At 57.2% G+C, this 21806-nt stretch carries 17 protein-coding genes and 1 pseudogene; 2 read left to right on the top strand and 16 right to left on the bottom strand.

Annotated elements, in window-relative coordinates:
• Positions 1-38 precede the first annotated feature (38 nt).
• From ACYVG7_RS18180 to ACYVG7_RS18135, 10 genes are all read right to left on the bottom strand, one after another.
• A complete protein-coding gene (locus ACYVG7_RS18180; protein ID WP_460884506.1) occupies positions 39-1085 on the bottom strand; it encodes an alginate O-acetyltransferase AlgX-related protein in 1047 nt (348 codons plus the stop codon).
• Positions 1086-1095: 10 nt separating this feature from the next.
• Positions 1096-2508 (bottom strand): MBOAT family O-acyltransferase, encoded by a 1413-nt coding sequence (locus ACYVG7_RS18175; RefSeq protein WP_460884505.1) that lies wholly within the window; start codon positions 2506-2508, stop codon positions 1096-1098.
• Positions 2509-2524: 16 nt separating this feature from the next.
• Entirely contained in the window at positions 2525-4045 is a 1521-nt protein-coding gene (locus ACYVG7_RS18170; protein ID WP_460884504.1) for a NosD domain-containing protein, read from the bottom strand.
• A gap of 14 nt (positions 4046-4059) precedes the next feature.
• The gene (locus tag ACYVG7_RS18165) at positions 4060-5418 is read right to left on the bottom strand and encodes an alginate export family protein (protein WP_460884503.1); all 1359 of its coding nucleotides are present in this window, start codon (positions 5416-5418) and stop codon (positions 4060-4062) included.
• Positions 5415-6836, bottom strand: coding sequence for an SEL1-like repeat protein (locus ACYVG7_RS18160; protein WP_460884502.1), 1422 nt, complete (start codon positions 6834-6836; stop codon positions 5415-5417). Before ACYVG7_RS18160 ends, ACYVG7_RS18165 begins: the two co-directional genes overlap by 4 nt.
• A 12-nt stretch (positions 6837-6848) precedes the next feature.
• Entirely contained in the window at positions 6849-8015 is a 1167-nt protein-coding gene (locus ACYVG7_RS18155) for an HlyD family efflux transporter periplasmic adaptor subunit (RefSeq protein ID WP_460884501.1), read from the bottom strand.
• An 83-nt stretch (positions 8016-8098) separates the two neighbouring features.
• Positions 8099-9571, bottom strand: a complete 1473-nt coding sequence (locus ACYVG7_RS18150) for a glycosyltransferase family 2 protein (RefSeq protein ID WP_460884500.1) — start codon at positions 9569-9571, stop codon at positions 8099-8101.
• Between the two features lie 12 nt (positions 9572-9583).
• Positions 9584-10894: a nucleotide sugar dehydrogenase gene (locus ACYVG7_RS18145; RefSeq protein ID WP_460884499.1), complete on the bottom strand. Its 1311-nt coding sequence runs from the start codon at positions 10892-10894 to the stop codon at positions 9584-9586.
• Positions 10895-11152: 258 nt separating this feature from the next.
• Positions 11153-11389 (bottom strand): hypothetical protein, encoded by a 237-nt coding sequence (locus tag ACYVG7_RS18140; RefSeq protein WP_460884498.1) that lies wholly within the window; start codon positions 11387-11389, stop codon positions 11153-11155.
• Positions 11390-11473: 84 nt separating this feature from the next.
• Positions 11474-11758: an Ohr family peroxiredoxin gene (locus ACYVG7_RS18135; RefSeq protein WP_460884497.1), complete on the bottom strand. Its 285-nt coding sequence runs from the start codon at positions 11756-11758 to the stop codon at positions 11474-11476.
• Positions 11759-12031: 273 nt separating this feature from the next.
• Here ACYVG7_RS18135 and ohrR point away from each other — a divergent pair, with 273 nt between their 5' ends.
• Positions 12032-12472: a transcriptional regulator OhrR gene (gene ohrR, locus ACYVG7_RS18130; RefSeq protein WP_460884496.1), complete on the top strand. Its 441-nt coding sequence runs from the start codon at positions 12032-12034 to the stop codon at positions 12470-12472.
• A gap of 53 nt (positions 12473-12525) precedes the next feature.
• Here ohrR and ACYVG7_RS18125 read toward each other — a convergent pair whose 3' ends face one another.
• The 6 genes from ACYVG7_RS18125 to ilvG form a co-directional block, all read right to left on the bottom strand.
• On the bottom strand, positions 12526-13527 hold the full coding sequence (locus ACYVG7_RS18125) for a DUF2860 family protein (protein WP_460884495.1): 1002 nt from the start codon (positions 13525-13527) through the stop codon (positions 12526-12528).
• Positions 13528-13773: 246 nt separating this feature from the next.
• On the bottom strand, positions 13774-15306 hold the full coding sequence (ilvA, locus tag ACYVG7_RS18120; RefSeq protein WP_460884531.1) for a threonine ammonia-lyase, biosynthetic: 1533 nt from the start codon (positions 15304-15306) through the stop codon (positions 13774-13776).
• A gap of 2 nt (positions 15307-15308) precedes the next feature.
• A complete protein-coding gene (gene ilvD / locus ACYVG7_RS18115) occupies positions 15309-17159 on the bottom strand; it encodes a dihydroxy-acid dehydratase (RefSeq protein ID WP_460884494.1) in 1851 nt (616 codons plus the stop codon).
• A 150-nt stretch (positions 17160-17309) separates the two neighbouring features.
• A complete protein-coding gene (locus tag ACYVG7_RS18110) occupies positions 17310-18236 on the bottom strand; it encodes a branched-chain amino acid transaminase (protein WP_460884493.1) in 927 nt (308 codons plus the stop codon).
• Between the two features lie 18 nt (positions 18237-18254).
• The gene (gene ilvM, locus ACYVG7_RS18105; protein ID WP_460884492.1) at positions 18255-18527 is read right to left on the bottom strand and encodes an acetolactate synthase 2 small subunit; all 273 of its coding nucleotides are present in this window, start codon (positions 18525-18527) and stop codon (positions 18255-18257) included.
• Positions 18524-20170: an acetolactate synthase 2 catalytic subunit gene (gene ilvG, locus ACYVG7_RS18100; RefSeq protein WP_460884491.1), complete on the bottom strand. Its 1647-nt coding sequence runs from the start codon at positions 20168-20170 to the stop codon at positions 18524-18526. The genes ilvM and ilvG overlap by 4 nt, the downstream gene beginning before the upstream one ends.
• Before the next feature lie 387 nt (positions 20171-20557).
• Here ilvG and ACYVG7_RS18095 point away from each other — a divergent pair.
• Positions 20558-21412 (top strand): annotated as a pseudogene (locus ACYVG7_RS18095) (YifB family Mg chelatase-like AAA ATPase); the annotation flags it as partial.
• Positions 21413-21806 lie beyond the last annotated feature (394 nt).

The raw sequence follows: 21806 nt of genomic DNA, 5'->3' as shown, positions 1-21806 counted from the left end.
CGTCAGCCAGCATGGCTGTGGGTTAATTGCGAGAAACATCAGCCTGCCGTCGGCAAAGGCTGCACCAGATAACGAACCGGGATCTCCCAGACCACCTGGCGAATCTCTGTTTTAGCTAACGGGTTATCGGCTAACCAAGTGCGCATCGGCTGGAATGGCCCCTTACCCTGCTCGGCATAGTTGACCCAATCCGCTCCCGTGGCCTGCTTGATCGCCCCGGCAAAGTTCCAGGCCTCGTTGGCGCTGTAACTGGTACCCACCAGCAGTCGGCTGATGGTGGGCGCTTCGGCCAGCAGGTCGTCGCCACCGCCGTTATCCAGCGTCAGCGGCGTCACCAGTAAATCCGCTTCCGGCCCCCAGTCGGCAAAATATGGCGCCACCGGAATGTAATTGAGCAGATCGCCACGATAGGGTTTGGCCTCGCCCTGCTCAGTGCTGAACCTTTGTCCATCCCCCTCGTGACCCAACTGTTGCGCCGTCCACTGCGCCACCTGACTGGCACCAAACGGTGTCCAGTGGGTATCGCTTTTCAGGAATACCTCCTGCTGTTTAGCGGCGCGCCACAGCAGAGGACGCAAATCGGCAACAGCAACCCCGCGCTCCGCCAACCCGTGCAGTGCTTGCTCATACAAACGCGCCTGCAGCTGGGGATTCACCTGCAGTAACTGCTCGCTATAAATCTCGCTCTTGGCTGGCAGCAACACGGGTAACAACTGGATATTGGCTGCCGAGAATTGCCGCGCCACTAGGGCGATTTCATCCAGCGCCGCCTGCAAATGGGCTGCTTCCCGAGGCGACCAGACAAACTCTTCCTTACTGAACAACCAGCCCTGCTTGCCGACGACCACACCCGGACGCCCCTCGTTAAACAGCTGATAATCAAAGGCAGCCCAGGCATTGGTGGCCCAGTCCTTCATCACAAATTTTTCGTCATACAAGCTTTCAATTTGCCGGGCGTTGCGGCCGTCCAACCAGGCGCGACCACTATCCGCCGGCCAGCTGAGCTCCTTCCAGGAGAGCAGCGCCAGCGGCACCATCAACACCAACCAGAGGCCTCCATTGATGTAGCGGATCTGTTTTCTCATACTCAGCACCTCAGAATTGGAAGTAGAGGAACGGGGAGTAGCTGGATGCCACCAGCTTCACCAGTGCCAGAGCGAACAGCGGCACTTGCACCACCAGTTGCAACGCCATGGCATGCCGCAGTACCGCCTGCCGTAACAGCGACGGCACCCGATTCGGCAGCAGGCTCCACAGCACCACCACGATGCCAACCACCAGCAACGCCATGGACATGCGGGTGATGGAGAAACTTAGATCCGGACTCAACGCCAGGCTGGGCCAGGAGAACATGGCTGCGTACATGACGAAGGCTTCGCCGACGCTGTGGGCGCGAAACAGCACCCAGCCCACCATCACCAACAGCAGGGTGAACACCCAGCTCAGAGGTTGGAAGCTCGTTTGCTTGCCCCAGCCCAATGCTCGCTCGATGGCCAGCCACAGGCCATGCCACCCCCCCCACAGCACAAAGGTCCAGTTGGCGCCGTGCCACAGCCCGCCCAGCAACATGGTCAGCACCAGGTTGCGGTAAGTCATCCAGGTACCGCCGCGGCTACCACCGAGCGGGATATAGAGATAGTCCCGCAGCCAGGTGGACAGACTGATATGCCAGCGGCGCCAGAATTCGGTGATGCTCTGGCTGATATAGGGGTGGTTGAAGTTTTCGTTGAGCCGAAAGCCAATCATCATCCCCAGGCCAATCGCCATATCGCTGTACCCCGAGAAATCGAAGTAGAGCTGGATGGTGTAGGCCAGAATGCCCAGCCAGGCATCGGCAAATGTCGGATCGCTCAAACCAAACGAGGCATCGGCAATGGTGGCCACCGAGTCGGCGATCACCACCTTCTTGATAAAGCCCTGCATGAAGCGAGCAACCCCGGCCGCAAACAGCTGCGGCGTATGCTCGCGATGGGCAAACTGTGCCGCCAGGTCACGGAAGCGGATCACGGGCCCGGCAATCAGATGGGGATAGAGCGCCAGGAAAGCCGCGAAATCATCCAGACGACGGGTCGCCGGGATCTCTTTGCGGTAGACATCCACCAAGTAACTGATGGATTCGAAGACGTAGAAGGAGATGCCGATCGGCAACAGCAGATGCAGCAGTGGCAGCGGCTCGCCACCAACGGCCGTCAGCAAGCCATTCAGCGAACCGATACCGAAGTCGGCGTATTTAAAGTAGGCCAGCACCGCCAGATCGACACCGATCCCCAAGGTCAACCAGCGTTTAGCCTGCGGGGTGCCGAGTGCCGATTCCAGGCGAATACCCACCCAGTAGTTCCATAGCGTCGCAGCGATAAACAGGCCAAGAAAATCTACCCGCCACCAGGCATAGAAGGCATAGCTGCCCAGCAGTATGACCATGGAGCGGCCACGGAACGGCGTCAGGTAATAGATCGCCAGGAACAGTGGCAAAAACACCAGCAGAAAAAAGGTCGATGAAAAAACCATGGCTAATGTCCTCCCATCAATTGGTGACTACGGCAGTCGGTGGTTGCGGCGCCCAACGCACCCACTGCTCACCCTGCGTTGCCTGCAAGATGTCGGCAGAGAGTGGGGTCAGATCGCCACGTAACGGCCGGTTGCCGCCGCCGTTCGCTTCCAGCAACAGATTGCTGAACATCAGCTGTTCGGTCGCTTCGGCGTAGACGGCACCACTGCGATTGAAGCCAATGACACCGCCACTCAGCAGTGCCGAAGAGCGAGCCTCATAGGGGTCAAGAGCCAGATCGCGATAGGATTGATAGGAGAGATCCTTGATATGGCCATAGACGCCATAACGACCATTTTTCAGGATCATGTTGTCGACAATGCGAATATCCTGGCTGTTACGGAAGCGGATACCGTGGTGCGCATTCTGGTACACCTGGTTGGCATAAATCAGGTTGTGGTGACTCTCGTACATGGCGATGCCATCACTGCCATTGCCATAGGTGGTGTTGTAGGCCACCAGGTTATGGTTGCTCAACCGATCCAGCATGATCCCCGCCAGATGGTTGTTGAAGCTGATATTGCGGAAAATGAAGCTGTCATTGACTTCGCGCGAACCGATGATGCCGTGGCGCACCTTGGTACCCCAGACTCGATTCTCGGCAATGATCAGGCGACGGGAGCGATCGTGGGGGTCAATCCCGTAGTAGTAGTTGTCTTCGTAGCGATTGCGCAGGATTACCACATCATCGGCTTCATAGGAGTAGAAACCGTAGAACATGTCGTAGAACAGGTTATCCACCAGCCAGCCGGTGGGACGACGGCTGATATCGACATCGGCAGGCGCATAGACACTATCGTCTTTACTGAAGGCCGATAGGGATACTCCGTAAGCCTTGGTGGTGGCGGAGCCCAGATGGGAGATCTCGCTGCCATACATATAGGTTTCGGAGCCACTCCAGGCGGTATAGAAAGGGCGAAATTTTTTCTTATCGCCACTGAAAGTAGCCGGCACCTGCTCTTTCTCGCGCCAGGCCAACAACTTGCTGTTGAGCAGGAAGAAACGACCGGCATTAACCAGGAAGGCCCCCCGATCCTCGGCCAGACGCAGGGTCTGTCCGCCATCGATCACCAACGCGGCGTCGGCGGAAACCACCAACGGCACCCGTGCCAAAAAGACACCCGGCAGTTGCTGCACCAAGGCTTCCGGAAACTGCTTGGCCAATGCATCCAGACGCACCAGACCGCCGCGAACAAACAGGATGCGTGGGAAACGCCCTTGCCGCTCCGCCCAGATGTTCAGTCGACCGCCCAGGAAAAACTTGCGGGTCTCGACGCTGCCACTCATTCGCTCTTCGCTACCATGGCCGGGTTTACCCAACCATGGTTTGAGTTTGTCGCGGATCGCCGCTTCGGTATAACCACTGACATCCGGCAGCACCACCTGTGGGGCCGCCGGGATTTCTGATGGCGCAGACAGTTGATACTCCGGAGTGGCCGAGACAGCACCACTCCATACCAACAGGACTATCCACCACGTTCTGAGTCCTTGTGTCATGGCATTCCCCATCCCTAGAAGTTGAGCATCAGATCAAGCACCCAGCGATGCTCCCACTGACCATCGTCGGCAAAAGCCGCACCGGTTTCGAAGACGGAGCCACGCAAACGAACGCGTCCCTCCTGCGGGTTATCCAGCAGCGAATGGAAGTACCAGCTCGCCACCATGTCCGCGCCTTGGCCGATGTCATTACTGCCATTGAGTGTCACGGGCAGCGGAGTACCCAGGCTGTACACCGGCAACGCCGCATCATTGCGACGCAACCAGGAGAACGCGGCCCCCAGCTCCAGATCCGTCAGCGGCTCCGCGCCGACAAACAATGACCATTGCTGCAAATTACTCAGATCCGCCCGCAGCACATCGTTCAGGCGGTAGAGCGACTGCCGATTGCCCAGGAAGCGCTGCCGATTGCTGTTCAATCCGGTCTGCACAAACACATCGGAACTATCCGCATCGGCACCGCCACTGCCGTAGGCATACTGCAACCCCACGGCCAACCGTTGCGGCAGATAGAAGTCGTAGCGCACGCCAGCATCCAGAGCCGAGGCGTTCAAATCATAATTACGGCTACCGGCACTGGATGAGGGCAGAAAGTCAGCCTCCCCTTGCAACCAGGTCCACTCCAGGTGGTAGGCCCACGGCTGCGCAGGCTGGCGACGATTGAACCATTCCGAGGTTGCGCCCACACCCAGCCACAGCCAGTTGCCATTCACTCCCTGCGGATCGCCGGTACTAAAATCTTCCACGTCCTGCCCACTTTGCGTGGCATACATGAAGCGCCCGGTCAGCGCCTGGTAGGGACGCCAGTCCTGCAGCAGTTCGCCGAAAACCCGTAACTTGTGGTCATCATAGGGATCGAGTTCACTATCGTCGGTGCGGTAGGTATCCAAGCGTTCGCCGACGGCCAGCGAGGCCTTGGTGGTCGAGGTTTGCAGACGCCAGCCCAGAGACTCCAGATTGGCATCCCACCAGTTACTGTCCTCACTCTGCTGACGTTGCAACCCCACCGTCAGGGATTCGCCAGGAAATCCGGTCCAGTTAAGCGGCTGATAACGCCACCACAGCTGGCGCAGAGCCAGATATTTATCAGATTGACTGCCCGCCGAACGCCCAACCTCTTCGTCGCGTAGCGCCGTCTCTTCGTTGGAAAGAAAAGCCCGCACATCCAGATAGCTACTCTGTTCGAGGTTCCATTGCTCACTCCAGCGCAGTTGGCCTTCCACCGACAGCGCATCAACGCTTTGTTTTGGGTGAGTTACATCGCTGCGTTGACTGTCACCGCTGAAGATAAGCCCCGGCTCCACGGCCGCTTGTGTACTCTGTGCCCCGGCCATCCAGCCCAGTAGCACCAGAACTATCGGATTTCGTTTCATCCCTGCTCCTCATTCTCGGCCGCGGCAACTTTGGTCATTTGCACGGCAGGACCATCTTGCGCAGACAGGCTGCGATAATGGATCTCTTGCTGCAGCAGTTGTTGCGCTTGCTGTTGCTCCGTCGGTGTCAGGCTCAATCCAGCGCGGATGCGCTTGATGCCTGCGGATTCGGAACGGCTCAGCACCAACTCGGAAAAAACATAGCCATACACGGGATTGCGCTTCACTCCGGCTCCGGTAGCAAACAACTCGGCCAGATAGTTATCCGCCGGTCGATAACCGCCTCGAGCCGCCGCAATCAGCAGAGTGACACCTCGATTCACCCGTTCCGTTGTCGCCTCGCCCAGTTGGCCACTCAGATTCATCCGTCCCAGCCAATAAGCACCTTCCGGGTCTGCTACTCCCTGTTGTAAGAAGGTCTGCGCCTTGACCAGATCCGGGGTACGTCGCGGACTCTGGGTGTAGAGGCGACCCAGCAGCACATAGGCCCGGATCTCGCCTGCCTTCCCCAACTCCTGCAGATGACGCTCCATCTCCGCCGTTTCAGATTCCTGACCGGGTTGATCGAGCAGCAAGTCATAGAGACGCAAAGCAATCGCCGGTTGCTCAATGGCCAGACGCCCCAACTCGGTAGCGACCGGAAGCTGCGGGCCATTCGGACGCGAACTGACCAGATCGTCGAGCAGACTGCTCAACTCGACGACCGTCAGCTGGCCTTGCTGGTACTCCTCGCTGACCGCCTGTTTCCAGGTCTCGATATCGCTGACTGGGCCACTCTTACCACGCCGCAACCAATCCAGTTGCACCTCGAAGCAGTGCAACAAGGGCTCTCCGCTCGGCGTCACCGCACAGGCCTGTTGCAGATCGGCCGACTCTGCCGACTCCTGCAATACCGGTAGCCGTAACTGGGCTCTTAACCAGAGATCGGCTGACAGCAGCTGATCACGGTTGAGTTGCTTGAACTCAGGCGCCAGAGCCTTGGCATCCAACCGGGTCGGATGCTGGGCGTATAGCTTCATTTGCAACTCAAAAACATCTTGCTGCTGTTGTTGCCGCAAGCGCAGCCGTTGTTCAGCCTCCGGGATCCAGTCCGGCACCCAGACGGTGGCGGGAACCAGCCAACGCAGATAGCGCAGCTCGGCATTCCCATCCCGCGCGGGTAATTCCGCTGGCTGCAGTTGTGCTTTTACTTGCGCCAGCCCCTGCAGATCGCCCTGGCTGCCACGCCATTGCGCCAACGCCAGTGTGGCGTCCTGATAGCCGCGGGTGGATAAGAGGGTCAGATCCGCCTCCGCCTTAGCCACCTGAGCGCTATCGCCACTGGCGAGCTGTTGGCGCGCCAAATTCACATCCATGACACTGCAACCGGCCAACATCCCCGTCAGCAGCAGCATGGCCTTCCGTGCCTGACTGCTCATCTGCGTATGCTCCTACCAAGTCCACTCTGCGGGCCATTTCCAACCGCCCAAGCCATCAATCGAGACTTGCACCGGTTGATTTAGCCAGCTCTCCGCCAGCGGGGCATCGGGACGAATCGTGGCCAGCAAACCACCCTGGGTCAGTAGATTGCCGTCGGACAGATCACCGACCACCTTCAGCTGCTGGATGACGCCGGAAACGGCGGCCTCAGTTCCCGGTAACTGCAATGTCACCGGCTGACCGATCTGTAATTGGTCATCGACCTGATAATCAAAACGAGCCAGAACTTCGGGTTGGCTGCCAACAGGCACCAGGGTCAATAACGGCTCGCCCTTGTTGGTAAACAGGCCATCGGCGACCGCCAGACTCTGCACCCGACAATCGCAGGGACTATTCAGCACTTGGGTTAAATCAGCCTGCAGCAGACTCTTGAGTTGGGTGGCATCCATCTGGGTTTTACTCAGCATGCCGGGCAACAGGTTGGCCAAGGGAGAGGTAATTTTGGCCAGCGGCGCGTTCCGTTTGACCATATCCCCCGGCTTCACCAGATAGCTCAACGTGCCCTCGCTCACCGCAGGCAACGTCACCGAAGGCTGCGATACCACGGCACTGCGCGCCACGGTGACGAAGTAGGTCTGATACAGCTGGAAGAGAATGTAACTAAACGCACTCAGGCCAATGGCCAATGACACTAGGCTCACGGTCACAGCGCGAACCCGCTGCCATCCGGTCAGACCGGCGCTGGTTTGTGCCTTGCGCGGCTTGGTGAAGTTGTCCCGGTTCATGGTCGACAGCACGTCGGCCACCTGGGTGATTTCGCCACCGAGGAACTTGGTGATCAGCAAGCGCAGGGTCGATATTTCATGGCTACCCAGATCATGAAACTCACAGCCAAAACGTTGCTGGTCAGCCATATAGTTCGCTACCTGGAACTGCACATTGAGCACAAATTCCACGGCATCGAAATTGAACAGTAAGCGTCCTTGATAGCGCCCCTCCACCTTGAGCAGTGATTTGCTATCCACGACACTGAAACCACTGGCCGACAGGTCATTCACCTCGAGGGCAAACTGGGCACCGTGGCCATCATTGACGATAATCCGCGCCGGCATCCGGACACGGGCATGGCGTCGTTGCGCCTCGTTTTCATGAACCAGATTCAAATTGGGAGTTGCCATTTTGTTTGTCCTTCCTTAGTCGGAATCATTCCTGCCAGAGTGCCGGGAGGCTGCTATTCAGTCCCCCGGACCCACTCCTTTGTTCACACCATGTGCAGCACGACCGCTACAAACACGCTGACCGCCGAAAAGGTCATCGCGTAGGTCGACCAGCGATTAAACCAGGCCTGGAAGACCCCGTGATCGTGACTGAGCTTGGTGCTCTGCCGCGTCCAGGACTGCCGATCCAGCCGAAACACCACATAAATCTTCACCATGGAGCCGACGATCTGGTTGAAGTACAACATCAGTGGAAATGCCGGACCGATACGGTGGCCGGAGGCCAGCAGCATCAGAGTGACGAGGGTTCTCGTCAGACCAATCCACAGCAGATAAATCGCCAGATACACGGCTGAGTACTTCAAGCTGGCAATCACAGCTGCCGTCAGCCCCAGCATGCTGGTCCACATCGATAACCGTTGATCCAGTAGTACGTAGTAGGTAAAGATTCCCAAGCGCCGCAGTCCTAACCGCGTGGCCCGGGAGTTCTGCCGCAGCGAGTTGCCATACCAACGGAACATCAACTGCCGGGCAGCACGGAAGAAGTTGCGATCTGGCGGATGCTCCACCGTGGTGATCGCCGCATCCGGGACGTAATAGGTATCCCAGCCTTGGCGCATCAAACTGAACCAGCTGGACTTGTCATCCCCGGTCAGGAACTTGAAACGGCCCAAGCGCCAGTGATCCAGGTGGTCGTTTTCCACATCGTCGATAAACGCCGCTGAGGTCACGACACTGGCCCGAAACAGGGACATACGGCCGGTCAGCGTTAGCACCCGCTTGGACAACGCCATCGAACACATGTTGATGTGCCGCTGGGCGAAGCGCAGCTTGTGCCACTCACTCATCCAGTAACTACCGAGCACATCGCAGTACTCGTTGGTGGTCAGCGCACCAACCTGGGGGAACAGTGAAAAATAGGGTACGGTCAAACCCATGATTCCGGGCTCCAGGACCGTATCGCCATCGACTACGGCCACCAGTGCTCGATCATCCGGCAGGTCGCGGGCTATGGCCCGAAACCCGTTGGCCAAACCATCGCGCTTCCCCGTACCGGGAATGCGCACAAAGGTCAGCTGTACTCGGTCTTCCGGTGGCATCGCTTGCTGCCATAACGCCTTGACCAGCAACTCGTCAGAGAGCTCGACGATGGACGCCACCACAGTGGCGGGATACCCGCAGTCGATGGCCTCACGGATCACCGCCTGATACACCATGGCGGTCGTCAAGGCATCGATACGGAAACTGGTCACCATCAAATAGATGTGCGATGGAGGTTGCTCCTGCAACGCGACCAGTGCCTGCCGCTTGTGACGCGGAAAAATCACATAGCGAAACCAGAGGCCGCGCACGTAGTGGGTCAGTCCGACGCTATAGCGCCAGAGGCCGACCGCACCCACCAACAAGAGAAATTGGGCATGATGCGCATCAAACACCTGGGGTGGGACTAGCAGAGCCAGTCCCATCAAGGTACCGATGAGTAACATCCAGCCATTGAACCGTTGCATCCATGTCATGGGGCACCTCGCTTACCAGCAGATACCCTGCTTGTTCGCATCGGACGGATGGGTCATGAAACCGGTCAGATCCACCAGGTACTTGTCATCCGGCCAGGACTCCAGCATCGACAGGAAGCTTTTGTCCTGATTCCCCAGCACCAGTACATCCGACTCGGCCATCAGTTGGTGTTCATCCTGCGCCAGCAACGACGAGACATGGGGGATCTTGCCGTGGATATAGTCTTTGTTCGCACCATGCACACTGGCAAAGGAGACGTTGCGGTCGAAAATCGACAGCTTGTAGCCCTTACCAATCAGCATCTCGGCCAGCTCGACCAGCGGACTCTCCCGCAGATCGTCGGTTTCCGCCTTGAAGCTCAAACCCAGCATGCCGATATTGCGCTTGCCCAGGCCTTCAATGATGTCGAACGCCCGACGCACCTGATTTTCATTGCTCGGCATGATCGACGAGATCAGGGGGGTTTTGACATCCAACTTGCCCGCCCGATAGTTCAGCGCGCGCACATCCTTGGGCAGGCAGGAGCCGCCGAAGGCGAAGCCGGGTTTCATGTAGTAGCGGGAGAGGTTGAGCTTGTGATCCTGACAAACCACATCCATCACCTCACGGCCATCAACCCCCACCGCCTTGGCGATGCTGCCGATTTCATTGGCAAAGGCGACCTTGGTGGCATGCCAGACGTTGCAGGTATATTTGATCATCTCGGCAATTTCGATCGGCTTGCAGATGAACGGCGCACTGAGGTCACTGTAGAGCTGGGCCATGACGCGAGCGGTCTCGTCATCGAAGGCTCCGACCACTGTCATCGGTGGCTCGTCGTAATCGCGGATCGCGGTGCTTTCGCGCAAGAACTCCGGATTGATACCGAGGCCAAAGTCGACACCGGCCTTCTTCTGCGAGCAATCCTCAAGGATCGGTTTGACCACCTTGAGCACAGTCCCCGGCAGCACTGTGCTACGGACTATCACGGTATGACGCTCTTTTTTGTCACGCAGAGCGTACCCGATTTCCCGGGAGACCGCTTCGATATAATCCAGACTCAAATCACCATTCTTTAGGCTCGGTGTGGGCACGGCGATAAAGGTGATGTCACTGTTGTAGATGGCATCCATGTAGTTGGTGGTGGCCGAAATCCGACCGGCCGCTTTACCGGCAGCCAGTAACTCATCCAGTCCTGGCTCGACGATCGGGGACTTGCCCGCGTTGACCATGGCAACCTTCTCTTGCGAGACGTCAACGCCGATAATGGTGTGGCCCCGTTGAGCCATGCAGGCGGCGCATACGGCACCGACATAACCCATACCAAAAATACTGATCCGCATGATGCTTCTCCTTAGCCTCTTCGAACGAAAGACAGCGAAAAATGTTAAATCCAGGTGTTCGCCGTCATGATCTGGAACCGGGCTAACCGCTGCCCACCCCTGTTATGAAGCAATAAAGTGACCAATTTGTGATCTATTCACAAACAAATAATTTCGAATTGCTTATTTGTCGGTCATTTTGAGACATTCTGACGTTACACGGATGTTAATGAATTGTATTTAATGGGATTTCTTACTGAAGTGCCGAGCGGAGCTGGATCATTGACTTTTCACCAACAGTTCTATTTTTTCCGATTGACTTGTTGGTTTTCCCGCAAAATGCAGGCTCGCGGAATGACCATTCAGAAGCTGATGACATTCGAACAAAGAATTTGTTTTTCGAATGGTTAAATAAAGTGCACCAAAAGCGTGCCAACGCACCAGCTTGACAACCAACCCGCCGAGGCAGAGAGAGAAAAAGAGAGGGGCAACCTCATCCGAGTCGCCAGAAAACACTCCGGCTCCAGCGCTAGAATCAGCCGCTGGAGCCCTGGTTCAGAAACAGATTAATGGCCAATAAGGGCTCACTAGAGCCACAAATCAGCCCGCTAGAGGCTCACCATTGACGGTGACTTGGACCTCGATATTGCCACGGACAGCATTGGAATAGGGGCAAACCTGATGAGCGGCAGTAACCAATGCCTGCGCCGTATCACGGGGTAAATCCAGCGTCACAGCGAGCTTGACGCTCAAGGCAAAGCCGCTAGCGCCCTGATGCAAACCGACCTCGGCTGCAACCGGTGCCGCACTCAACTCCTGCTTCTGCTGTTTGGCGACAAACAGAATGGCGTTGGAAAAACAGGCCGCATAACCCCCTGCAAACATCTGTTCCGGGTTGGTTGCCAGCCGTTACCTCCCAACTCTTTGGGGTATCCCAACTCCAGGGAGAGCAAACCGTCTGAGCTCTCGACATGGCCATTACGACCGGATGTGGCAGTGGCGCGGGCAGTATAAAGTGCAGTCATGGGGGTCTTCCTCTGTGAATACGATAGTTTGATTACACAATTCAATTGTGTGCAATTTATTTCCTTTTCTTTGTACACCTGAGCTACAATGAACGCAACTAAATTGTGTGCAATATTATTTTCCGGAGTTTCCATGTCGAATAGCCCCCAGCAGTTGCGGCTGGAAAACCAGCTCTGCTTTGCGCTGTATAGCGCCACCAACGCCATGATCCGCGCCTATCGCCCCTGGCTGGAGCAGCTGGATCTGACCTACCCACAATACCTGGCGCTGCTGGTGTTGTGGCAAGAGGATGGGGTGAGCGTCAAGCAACTGGGCGAGCAGTTGCATCTGGATTCCGGCACTTTGACACCTCTGCTCAAACGCCTGGAAGCCAAAGGCTTAGTGACCCGAGGCCGCCGGGAAAACGATGAGCGCGTCCGCGTGTTAGTGCTCACTGCAGCAGGACAGGCGCTACGACAACAGGCCGCAGAGATCCCGGAGGCGATGCGCTGCCAGCTCAGCCTGACGGATGATGCCTTACTGCAGCTCAAACTCGGTTGCGAGACCCTGAGCCGGGAGCTGGGCCGCTCCTAAACAGGCACGAAAAAGGCGGCGCAATGCGCCGCCTGATTAGAGACTCATCCGCCTCAGAACTTGTAGAGCAGACCGGCACTGAGACGACTCATATCACCGTCAAAAAAGTCGACATTGGCATCCGACTCGCCATAGCTCGCAGAGAAAACAGCGCTCAGTTTGTCGACGCCGGCCAGCTTGTTCCAGAAGAAATTGGCATTCAGGCCCCACTCGGTCGCATCGACCTTCTCACCAAACACCGGGTTGACTTCATCGTATTGCAGCTGATTCACCACCAGGTTGGTGATCAGGGTGTATTGCGCCTGCATCAGCGCATAGGAAAGCTGGCCACTGATGCGGTCATAACTCACAGCATCGCCATCCGCTTCATTGCGGGTATAGGTCACCGAAGGTGACAGAATGCTGCCCTTGGGCCCAAACCAGTTATAGGAGAGGTTCACCGCGCTGATATTGCCATTGCGATCCAGTTGCGCACGTTCGGCAGCGGTCAAGGTGGTGATGCTCGCGCCACTCTGCTCATTATCAATGTCCACCTGGCGGTAGGTGTAGTTAGCAGCAAAGTTGCTACCCCAGATATTATCCCAACCCAGACGCACCCCTTGAGATTCCCGATCGGTATCGTCCCGATCACTCCCGGTCTGGTAAGGATCCGACCACACGGCGCCCGGGATACCGGAGAAGACGTAGGCGATGGAGCCAATGCCCTTGTCAGCCATTTCGGTACGCACCCCCAGCTGCTGGGTAAAATCCAGCGTCACTGCATCCTGGATCAGGTTGCCCAGATAGACCTGGGTGCGACTGTCGGCGAAGGTGTAGCGCAGGTCCAGATTCAAATCCAGACCGACCCCATCACTGCTGGCCTGAGAATCCAGAGAACTCAAACGCTGGCTTTCGCTCTTCTTGGGCCCGACCAATACGTTGGAATTGACGTCGGTATAGCCAGCACCCACCAGACCGTAGCCGGAAAATCCGCTCTCCTTGGGGATGGGATTAAATTCAGCATGGGCATGACAACCCAACAGGGCGAGCACAATGGCAATGGCGGATCGGTTCATGAATTCTCAACTCCTCAAATACGCAATGATTCAGATGTTATGTATCTCAAACGGCATGCGGCACATGATAGCAACCAGGATTGCGGCGTCAGTCAGCCATTATGGAGCCATTAGGTTGCAGTTAAGCTCTACGCAAAAATATCATCGGCAGACTAAAGTCAGAGCCATATTGGCTCGTCTGCTACCAATCTGCAAAACAAAAGAGGCCCGTAGGCCTCTTCCATCATAACAACGCACTCCCCGACCTCAGGGCGCCAGGAACAGCTGGTAGGCAGGATCGGCAGAAACGTCGTGCCAGACATAACCCAGTTCGTGCAGATGCTGGTGAAATTCCGGCAGACGCTCCGACGTCAGCTCGAAGGCACAAAGCACACGTCCATAATCGGCACCGTGATTGCGGTAGTGGAACAGGGTAATGTTCCAATGGCTGCCTAAAGTTTCCAGAAAACGCATCAGCGCACCGGGTTGTTCAGGGAATTCAAAGCTCAGCAAATGCTCGGTGAGCGAAGAACAGGGACGACCGCCGACCATATAGCGCACATGGTTCTTGGCCAGATCGTTATCGGTCATATTGATGACCGGATAGGCGGCAGCCTGCAGCTCATCGATGATCTGTTTAAGCTCTTCACTGCCGCGAGACAGGCGAACCCCGACAAACAGCGTCGCCTTGTCGCTAGAGGAGTAGCGATAGTTGAACTCGGTGACCACCCGTTTGCCCAACCGCTGACAGAACTCCAGGAAGGCCCCCTTACGCTCCGGGATCGTCACCGCCAGCATGCCCTCGCGTTTTTCCCCCACCTCGCAGCGCTCGGAGACATAGCGCAGGCTGTGGAAGTTGACGTTGGCCCCGGAGAGGATGGCTGCCATCCGTCCTCCCACCACCTGGCGCTCCTCGGCGAACTTTTTCAGCCCAGCCAATGACAAAGCCCCGGAGGGTTCGGCAATGGCGCGGGTATCCTCGAAGATATCCTTGAGCGCGGCACAGATCTCGTCATTGCTGACGGTAATCACCTCATCCAGATAGTCCCGGCACAGACGGAAGGTCTCTTCGCCGATACGTTTGACGGCGACACCATCGGCAAACAGCGAAACACGCTCCAGATTCACCGGCGTATCCGCGGCGAGTGCGGCGACCAAACAGGCCGAGCCTTCCGCCTCGACGCCGATCACCTTGACCTCAGGCAACAGTTGCTTGATATAGACAGCGACCCCGGCTGCCAGACCGCCGCCGCCCACCGGCACGAAGACGTGAGTCAAGCGGGTATCCTGCTCCAGCAACTCACGGCCAATGGTGCCTTGCCCAGCGATGACATCGGCATCGTCGAACGGCGGGATCAGGGTATAACCGTGCAGCTCGGCCAACCGACGGCTCTCGGCATAAGCCTCGTCAAAGCTGTTGCCAAACAGCAACACATTACCGCCCATGCGCCGCACGGCATCGATCTTGATATCCGGCGTAGTCGTCGGCATGACGATAATCGCCTTGATATTCAATTTGGCGCCAGAGAGCGCGACCCCCTGGGCGTGATTGCCAGCCGAGGCGGCAATCACCCCCCGAACCCGCTGCTCTTCATTCAGGCCGGCGATCTTGTTATAAGCTCCGCGCAACTTGAACGAGTGCACAGGCTGCAGATCCTCCCGCTTGAGCACCACGTGATTACCCAGGCGGTCTGACAGCTTCTTCAACACCTGCAACGGGGTGACTTTCGCCACCTCGTACACGGGAGACAACAGGATCTTGCGCAGATACTCACCGGCATCCGGTTGGGAACTGTACATCATTACTCCTCCAGCTTACTGCGATCCCGCACCGCACCCTTGTCGGCACTGGTCGCCAGCATGGCATACGCCTTCAGGGCATAAGAGACCGCACGCTCACGAGACACAGGCTTCCAGGCTGCTTTGCCCTTGGCCTGCATGGCCGCACGACGGCTTGCCAACTCGGCATCTGTGATGGCAATTTCGATTCGGCGCTCAGGGATATGAATGTTGATGATGTCGCCATTCTCAACCAGCCCGATATTGCCCCCTGCTGCCGCTTCCGGCGAAACGTGGCCAATGGAAAGACCGGAAGTACCACCGGAGAAACGGCCATCGGTGATCAAGGCACAGGCCTTGCCGAGGCCCATGGACTTCAGATAGGAGGTCGGATAGAGCATTTCCTGCATCCCAGGACCGCCCTTGGGACCTTCGTAGCGGATCACTACCACATCACCGGCTTTGACCTCACCACCGAGGATCCCGGCGACGGCATCGTCCTGACTCTCGTACACCCGGGCCGGGCCGGAGAAAATCAGGTTGGACTCATCCACCCCGGCAGTCTTGACGATACAGCCATTCAACGCCAGATTGCCGGAGAGTACCGCCAAGCCACCATCCTGACTGTAAGCGTGGGCCTTGGAGCGGATGCAACCTTCCTGACGATCCACATCCAGATCCGGCCAGCGACAATCCTGACTGAAGGCTTTGGTGGTGCGCACCCCGGCCGGCCCAGCGCGATAAAAATCCTTGACCAGTGCCGAAGCACCACGGGTCACATCATAGGCTTCCAGCAATTCCGCCAGGCTCAGACCCAAGACGTTGTGCACCTCGGTATGCAACAGACCGGCCCGCTCCAGCTCGCCAAGAATGCCGACGACACCACCGGCGCGATGCACATCTTCCATATGATATTTCTGGGTCGATGGCGCCACTTTGCACAGGTGTGGCACCCGGCGCGATAACCGATCGATATCCTCCATGGTGAAATCGACGCCGCCTTCCTGAGCTGAGGCCAGCAAGTGCAGCACGGTATTGGTCGAGCCCCCCATGGCGATATCCAGGGTCATGGCGTTCTCGAACGCCTGCTTGTTGGCGATGGCGCGCGGCAAAACGGAGGCATCATCCTGTTCGTAGTAACGCTTGGCCAGCTCGACGATGCGGCGACCCGCGCTCTTGAACAGCAACTCGCGGTCGGCATGGGTCGCCAACAGGGAGCCATTCCCCGGCTGGGAAAGCCCTAAGGCTTCGGTCAGGCAGTTCATGGAGTTGGCGGTGAACATGCCGGAGCAAGAGCCACAGGTCGGGCAGGCGCTGCGCTCGACGGCGGCGGTATCTTCATCACTGACCTTGCTGTCAGCGGCCATCACCATGGCATCCACCAGATCCAGTTTGATCAGTTGATCCGAGAGCTTGGTTTTACCCGCTTCCATCGGACCACCGGAGACAAAGATCGCCGGGATGTTCAGCCGCATGGCCGCCATCATCATACCCGGGGTGATCTTGTCGCAGTTGGAGATACAGACCAGGGCATCGGCACAGTGGGCGTTAGCCATGTATTCGACAGAATCGGCGATCAGTTCACGACTCGGCAGGGAGTAGAGCATGCCACCATGGCCCATGGCGATACCGTCATCCACGGCAATGGTATTGAACTCCTTGGCAACCCCACCGGCCGCTTCGATCTCCCGCGCCACCAGCTGCCCCAAATCCTTGAGGTGCACGTGACCCGGCACGAACTGGGTGAAGGAGTTGACCACGGCGATGATCGGCTTGTTGAAGTCATCATCGGTCATACCGGTGGCACGCCACAGGGCGCGGGCTCCGGCCATGTTACGGCCTTGGGTGGTGGTAGCGGAACGGTACTTAGGCATGAAACTCTCCCTGAATGCGGCAATATGATCCATAAAAGCGGCTCGAAAAACTGGCCTCTGCGTGCACCCGCTAGCGGGACAACGAAGAGAGTTTATGGAGACACTCTCGAACAACAAAAATAATGGAGGCGCCAGGCGCCTCCATACGGATTAATCGTGAACCGGGGTCAACCAACCCCATTTGTCAGCGGTCTCACCATTGAACAGGCCGAAGAAGGCTTTCTGCAGCTGTTCGGTGATCGGGCCCCGGCAACCGGCACCGACCTGGATCTTGTCGACGGAGCGCACCGGCGTCACTTCGGCGGCGGTGCCGGTCATGAAGATCTCGTCGGCCAGATAAAGCGCCTCGCGAGGCAGCGCCTCTTCCTTGACGGTATAGCCCAACTCGCGAGCCAGAGTGATGATGGTATCGCGGGTGATGCCTGGCAGGATCGCCGAAGTCGCAGGTGTGGTATGAACGATGCCATTTTTGATGAGGAACAGGTTCTCGCCCGCCCCTTCACTCAGGTAACCATTCACATCCAGGGCAATCCCTTCGGCATAACCGTGACGCTTGGCTTCACGGGAGATGAGTTGGGAGGAGAGGTAGTTGCCGCCCGCCTTGGCGCCGGTCGGAATGGTATTCGGTGCCAGTCGATTCCAGGACGAAACCGCCACATCGACGCCGTTCTTCAACCCCTCTTCGCCCAGATAGGCTCCCCAGGGCAGAGCACCGATCATCACAACGGTATGGGCATCCTTGGGCGGGTGCAGACCCAGACCCACGTTGCCGACGAAAGCCAGCGGACGCAGATAGCCGGATTTCAGGTCGTTGGCCCGCACGATCTCGCGGCACGCCTCGCAGATGGCTTCCTTGCTATAGGGCATATCCATCCAGTAGATCTTGGCCGAATCAAACAGCCGCTGGATATGCTCCTTCAGTCGGAAAATAGCCGGACCATTCGGCGTATCGTAGGCACGGATGCCTTCGAACACGGAAGAGCCGTAGTGCAATGCATGCGTCATGACGTGAACTTGAGCCTTGTCCCATTCAACCAGCTCGCCGTTAAACCAGATATATTTAGTGGTCTGTGCCATTGCTATGTATTCCTTTCATTAAGCCCGGATCTGAAAAGCTTCCTGCGACGCTACGTCCAGCGCCTGAGTATCAACCTGCAAGACATCGATCAACTTCGTCAGTTGCGACAGCAACAGCTGGATCGGTCGTTCGCTTGCGACAGTAACCGTTATCCGCAGCTCTTGGCAATCGGACTGCGGCGCCATATTGATGGCCGACAGCTGGAAGCCACGATGCCGCACCACACGCAACACGCGCTCGAGTAATTCAGGACGCGGCTGGGCGAAAATAGTGACTTGGTGCTGTTTCATGGTTTGGCCTCCAACATGTGTTCGTTTGCGACCCCGGGTGGTACCAGAGGCCAGACATTGTCATCTGCAGAAATCGAGACGTGCAACAGATAGGCGGTAGGGCTAGCCAGCAGACGTGCCAGCGCTGGCGCTACCTCCTCTTTGCGGCTGATGGTTTCTCCCGGAATGCCGAAGGCCGAGGCCATACAAACAAAATCCGGATTATCGGTGAGTATGGTTTCACTGAAACGGCCGTCGAAGAACAACTCCTGCCATTGCCGCACCATCCCCAGACGCTGATTATCGAGCAGCACCATCTTGACCGGTAACTGGGCGCGACGCAGAGTACCCAGCTCCTGCACATTCATCATGAAGGAGCCATCTCCGCTCACCAGCACCACCTCATCCTGAGGGCGAGCCACCTTGGCACCCACTGCAGCAGGCAAGCCAAAGCCCATGGTGCCCAGACCCGAACTGGAGATGTGATTCCGAGGACTCTGGAACTGCATATGCTGGGCGACCCACATCTGATGCTGCCCCACATCGCTGGTAACCACGGTATTTTCCGGCAAGGCATCACTCAGCTGCTTCAGCAGTAAGGGGGCATAGATGGTGTCGCCAGGATGGTCATAGCGCCAAGCAAACTGCTCGCGCATGGTCAGGCAGTGATCCTGCCACGCCATCACCTGCAGAGGCATGGCCAGCGCCGGCAACACTTGCTTGAAATCCGCCTGCAGGCTCACGTGCACGGCGCGCCGCTTACCCAATTCAGCAGCGTCCACATCGAGATGGATCACCTTGGCATGGGGAGCAAACGCTGCCAACTTGCCGGTTACCCGATCATCGAAGCGAGCACCGACCACCAGCAACAGATCCGACTCCTGCACCGCCAGATTCGCCGCCTTGGTGCCATGCATACCCAGCATTCCTAAAAACCAGGGACTCGCCGGATCCAGGGTACCAATCCCCTTCAATGTGGTCACCGCCGGCATACCCGTCGTCGCGGCAAATGAGCGCAGTTCATCCACCGCATCCGCCAGCACGACACCACCACCCACATACAACACGGGTTTACTGGCTGCAGCCAACAAACGACGAGCCTCGGCCAGAGCCAAATCACACAAAGGAACCGTTTCATCCACCAGATGCATCACCGGCTTCGCCTCGACCAACGCCATCTGTACATCCTTGGGCACATCGATGAGCACAGGGCCTGGACGACCGGAACGGGCGATCTGGAACGCTTCGGCGATCACAGCCCCCAGCTCTTCCGGATTTGTGACCATGAAGGAGTGTTTGGTACAGGAGAGCGACATGCCGAGCACATCAATCTCCTGAAACGCATCGGTACCGATAAAATCACGGCCGACCTGACCGGTAATAGCCACAACAGGTACGGAGTCCAGCATGGCATCCGCCAGACCGGTGATCAGATTGGTCGCCCCCGGTCCCGAGGTAGCGATACAGACCCCAACCTGACGAGTACTGCGGGCATAACCGATGGCCGCCATGGCCGCGCCCTGTTCATGACGACACAACAGATGCGGAATCCCACCATCGTACAGAGCGTCGTACACCGGCATGATGGCACCACCCGGATACCCGAATACCTGGGTGACTCCCTGCTGGTGCAATGCGTTGACTATGTACTGAGCCCCATTCATCGTTTACGTCCTTGTGCTGAGCGCCATCGCGTGGCTGAAAAAAAACCCCCGAGCTTTTGAGCCTCGGGGGTCGTTTGCTGCGTTTCTGGATGTCTGGAACCTACCTGACGTCAGCCAATCTCGCCCCGAGCGGTGGAATAATCACCACCACTAGGTCCACGATAATAATGCTGACGACGATAAGGCTGCGCATGAGATATCCAAAAACCTTGATTCTTGCCGCTTCCAGCGGCATCCGGCCTCTACAACTAGCACATGATTTTTTTTAACACAACTCTTTTTGCTGTGACATACCACTGAAAACCGCCAGCTGACAGCCACTAAACCAACACTAAACTCCATATATAAATGACCCGTCAGAATTTTATTTCAAGGAGTGGCCAATTCATGTCATTAGCTGTTGTTTTTAGCCGTGCCAGCCTAGGCATCCAGGCGCCGCTGGTCAGTGTCGAAGTTCATATCAGCAATGGCCTGCCAGCCCTCAGCATCGTCGGGCTCCCTGAAACTTCGGTGAAAGAGGCCAGGGACCGGGTACGCAGCGCCATCATCAATGGCAACTTCACCTTCCCGGCCGCTCATATCACGGTAAACCTAGCTCCCGCCGATCTTCCCAAGGAAGGGGGGCGTTTCGATCTGGCGATTGCCATCGGCATTCTGGTGGCTTCCGGCCAACTTCCCGGGCAGAAGCTCTCTGGCTGCGAATTTCTCGGCGAGCTGGCACTTACCGGAGCCGTCCGCCCGGTGCTCGGTGCTATCCCGGCCATTCTTGCTGCCCAGCGAGCCCAGCGGATGCTAGTCCTGCCAACGGCCAATGGTCAGGAGGCCGGACTCATCACCTCGGCTCAGGTTTATACCTGTGACAGCCTGTTGCACCTCAGCGCCTGGCTCGCCGGTCAGACTGAGCTGCCGCAGGCACAGATGTCAGACCTCAGTCACACGGAGGCATACTGCGCCGACTTGCAAGATGTGATCGGTCAGCAAACCGGCAAGCGGGCGCTAGAAATTGCCGCCAGTGGCCAGCATCACCTCTTGTTTCTCGGCCCACCTGGAACCGGCAAAAGCATGTTGGCCAGTCGGCTACCCGGCATTCTGCCGCCGTTGGCCGATGAGGAGGCACAGCAGACCGCAGCCATTCACTCCATCGGCGGCCTGGCTCGAGGTTGCCAGGATTGGCGTACCCGGCCATTTCGCTCCCCGCACCACAGTGCATCGGCGGTGGCGCTGGTGGGAGGAGGCTGTCATTTTTGGAAATAGATGAGACGTTTTGGAAATAAATGAGACAAGACAGGAACAATCCCCCCGACAAGCTCCATACCATTTTACACAGGTAAAAGAATAAAAATTCACCCGTGGCAACTTGAAATCCAGCCAAATAACCATACATAAATCATGGGTAATCTCACCCTGTCCTAGTACGGTAAAAAGAATGGCTTTAGTTAGGAGTGGTAATAAAGCACAAGTACAAGAGGCCAACCCGGCGTTCGATAAAATACATAAACCTGGCGAGAAATGTGATTATGAAGGCATCTATAAGTGTGTTGGCTGCAATAAAGAAGGGCTATTTGCAAACTAAGGTTGGAATTCCATCATTCTAGCCTTAGATCTTTGATCAAGTGAAGTTGCTCACTTGGTTGGA

The organism is Pseudaeromonas pectinilytica (genome assembly GCF_054780855.1).
Note: the sequence above shows the minus strand (reverse complement) of the source record. Positions and strands in the feature narration are given on the sequence as shown.

Coding starts and splice junctions, on each gene's coding strand:
- ACYVG7_RS18180 (WP_460884506.1), bottom strand. CDS start 1,085: ATGAGAAAACAGATCCGCTACATCAATGGAGGCCTCTGGTTGGTGTTG.
- ACYVG7_RS18150 (WP_460884500.1), bottom strand. CDS start 9,571: ATGACATGGATGCAACGGTTCAATGGCTGGATGTTACTCATCGGTACC.
- ACYVG7_RS18160 (WP_460884502.1), bottom strand. CDS start 6,836: ATGAGCAGTCAGGCACGGAAGGCCATGCTGCTGCTGACGGGGATGTTG.
- ACYVG7_RS18110 (WP_460884493.1), bottom strand. CDS start 18,236: ATGGCACAGACCACTAAATATATCTGGTTTAACGGCGAGCTGGTTGAA.
- ilvD (WP_460884494.1), bottom strand. CDS start 17,159: ATGCCTAAGTACCGTTCCGCTACCACCACCCAAGGCCGTAACATGGCC.
- ilvG (WP_460884491.1), bottom strand. CDS start 20,170: ATGAATGGGGCTCAGTACATAGTCAACGCATTGCACCAGCAGGGAGTC.
- ACYVG7_RS18165 (WP_460884503.1), bottom strand. CDS start 5,418: ATGAAACGAAATCCGATAGTTCTGGTGCTACTGGGCTGGATGGCCGGG.
- ACYVG7_RS18145 (WP_460884499.1), bottom strand. CDS start 10,894: ATGCGGATCAGTATTTTTGGTATGGGTTATGTCGGTGCCGTATGCGCC.
- ohrR (WP_460884496.1), top strand. CDS start 12,032: ATGTCGAATAGCCCCCAGCAGTTGCGGCTGGAAAACCAGCTCTGCTTT.
- ilvM (WP_460884492.1), bottom strand. CDS start 18,527: ATGAAACAGCACCAAGTCACTATTTTCGCCCAGCCGCGTCCTGAATTA.
- ACYVG7_RS18155 (WP_460884501.1), bottom strand. CDS start 8,015: ATGGCAACTCCCAATTTGAATCTGGTTCATGAAAACGAGGCGCAACGA.
- ACYVG7_RS18135 (WP_460884497.1), bottom strand. CDS start 11,758: ATGTTTGCAGGGGGTTATGCGGCCTGTTTTTCCAACGCCATTCTGTTT.
- ACYVG7_RS18170 (WP_460884504.1), bottom strand. CDS start 4,045: ATGACACAAGGACTCAGAACGTGGTGGATAGTCCTGTTGGTATGGAGT.
- ilvA (WP_460884531.1), bottom strand. CDS start 15,306: ATGTACAGTTCCCAACCGGATGCCGGTGAGTATCTGCGCAAGATCCTG.
- ACYVG7_RS18175 (WP_460884505.1), bottom strand. CDS start 2,508: ATGGTTTTTTCATCGACCTTTTTTCTGCTGGTGTTTTTGCCACTGTTC.
- ACYVG7_RS18125 (WP_460884495.1), bottom strand. CDS start 13,527: ATGAACCGATCCGCCATTGCCATTGTGCTCGCCCTGTTGGGTTGTCAT.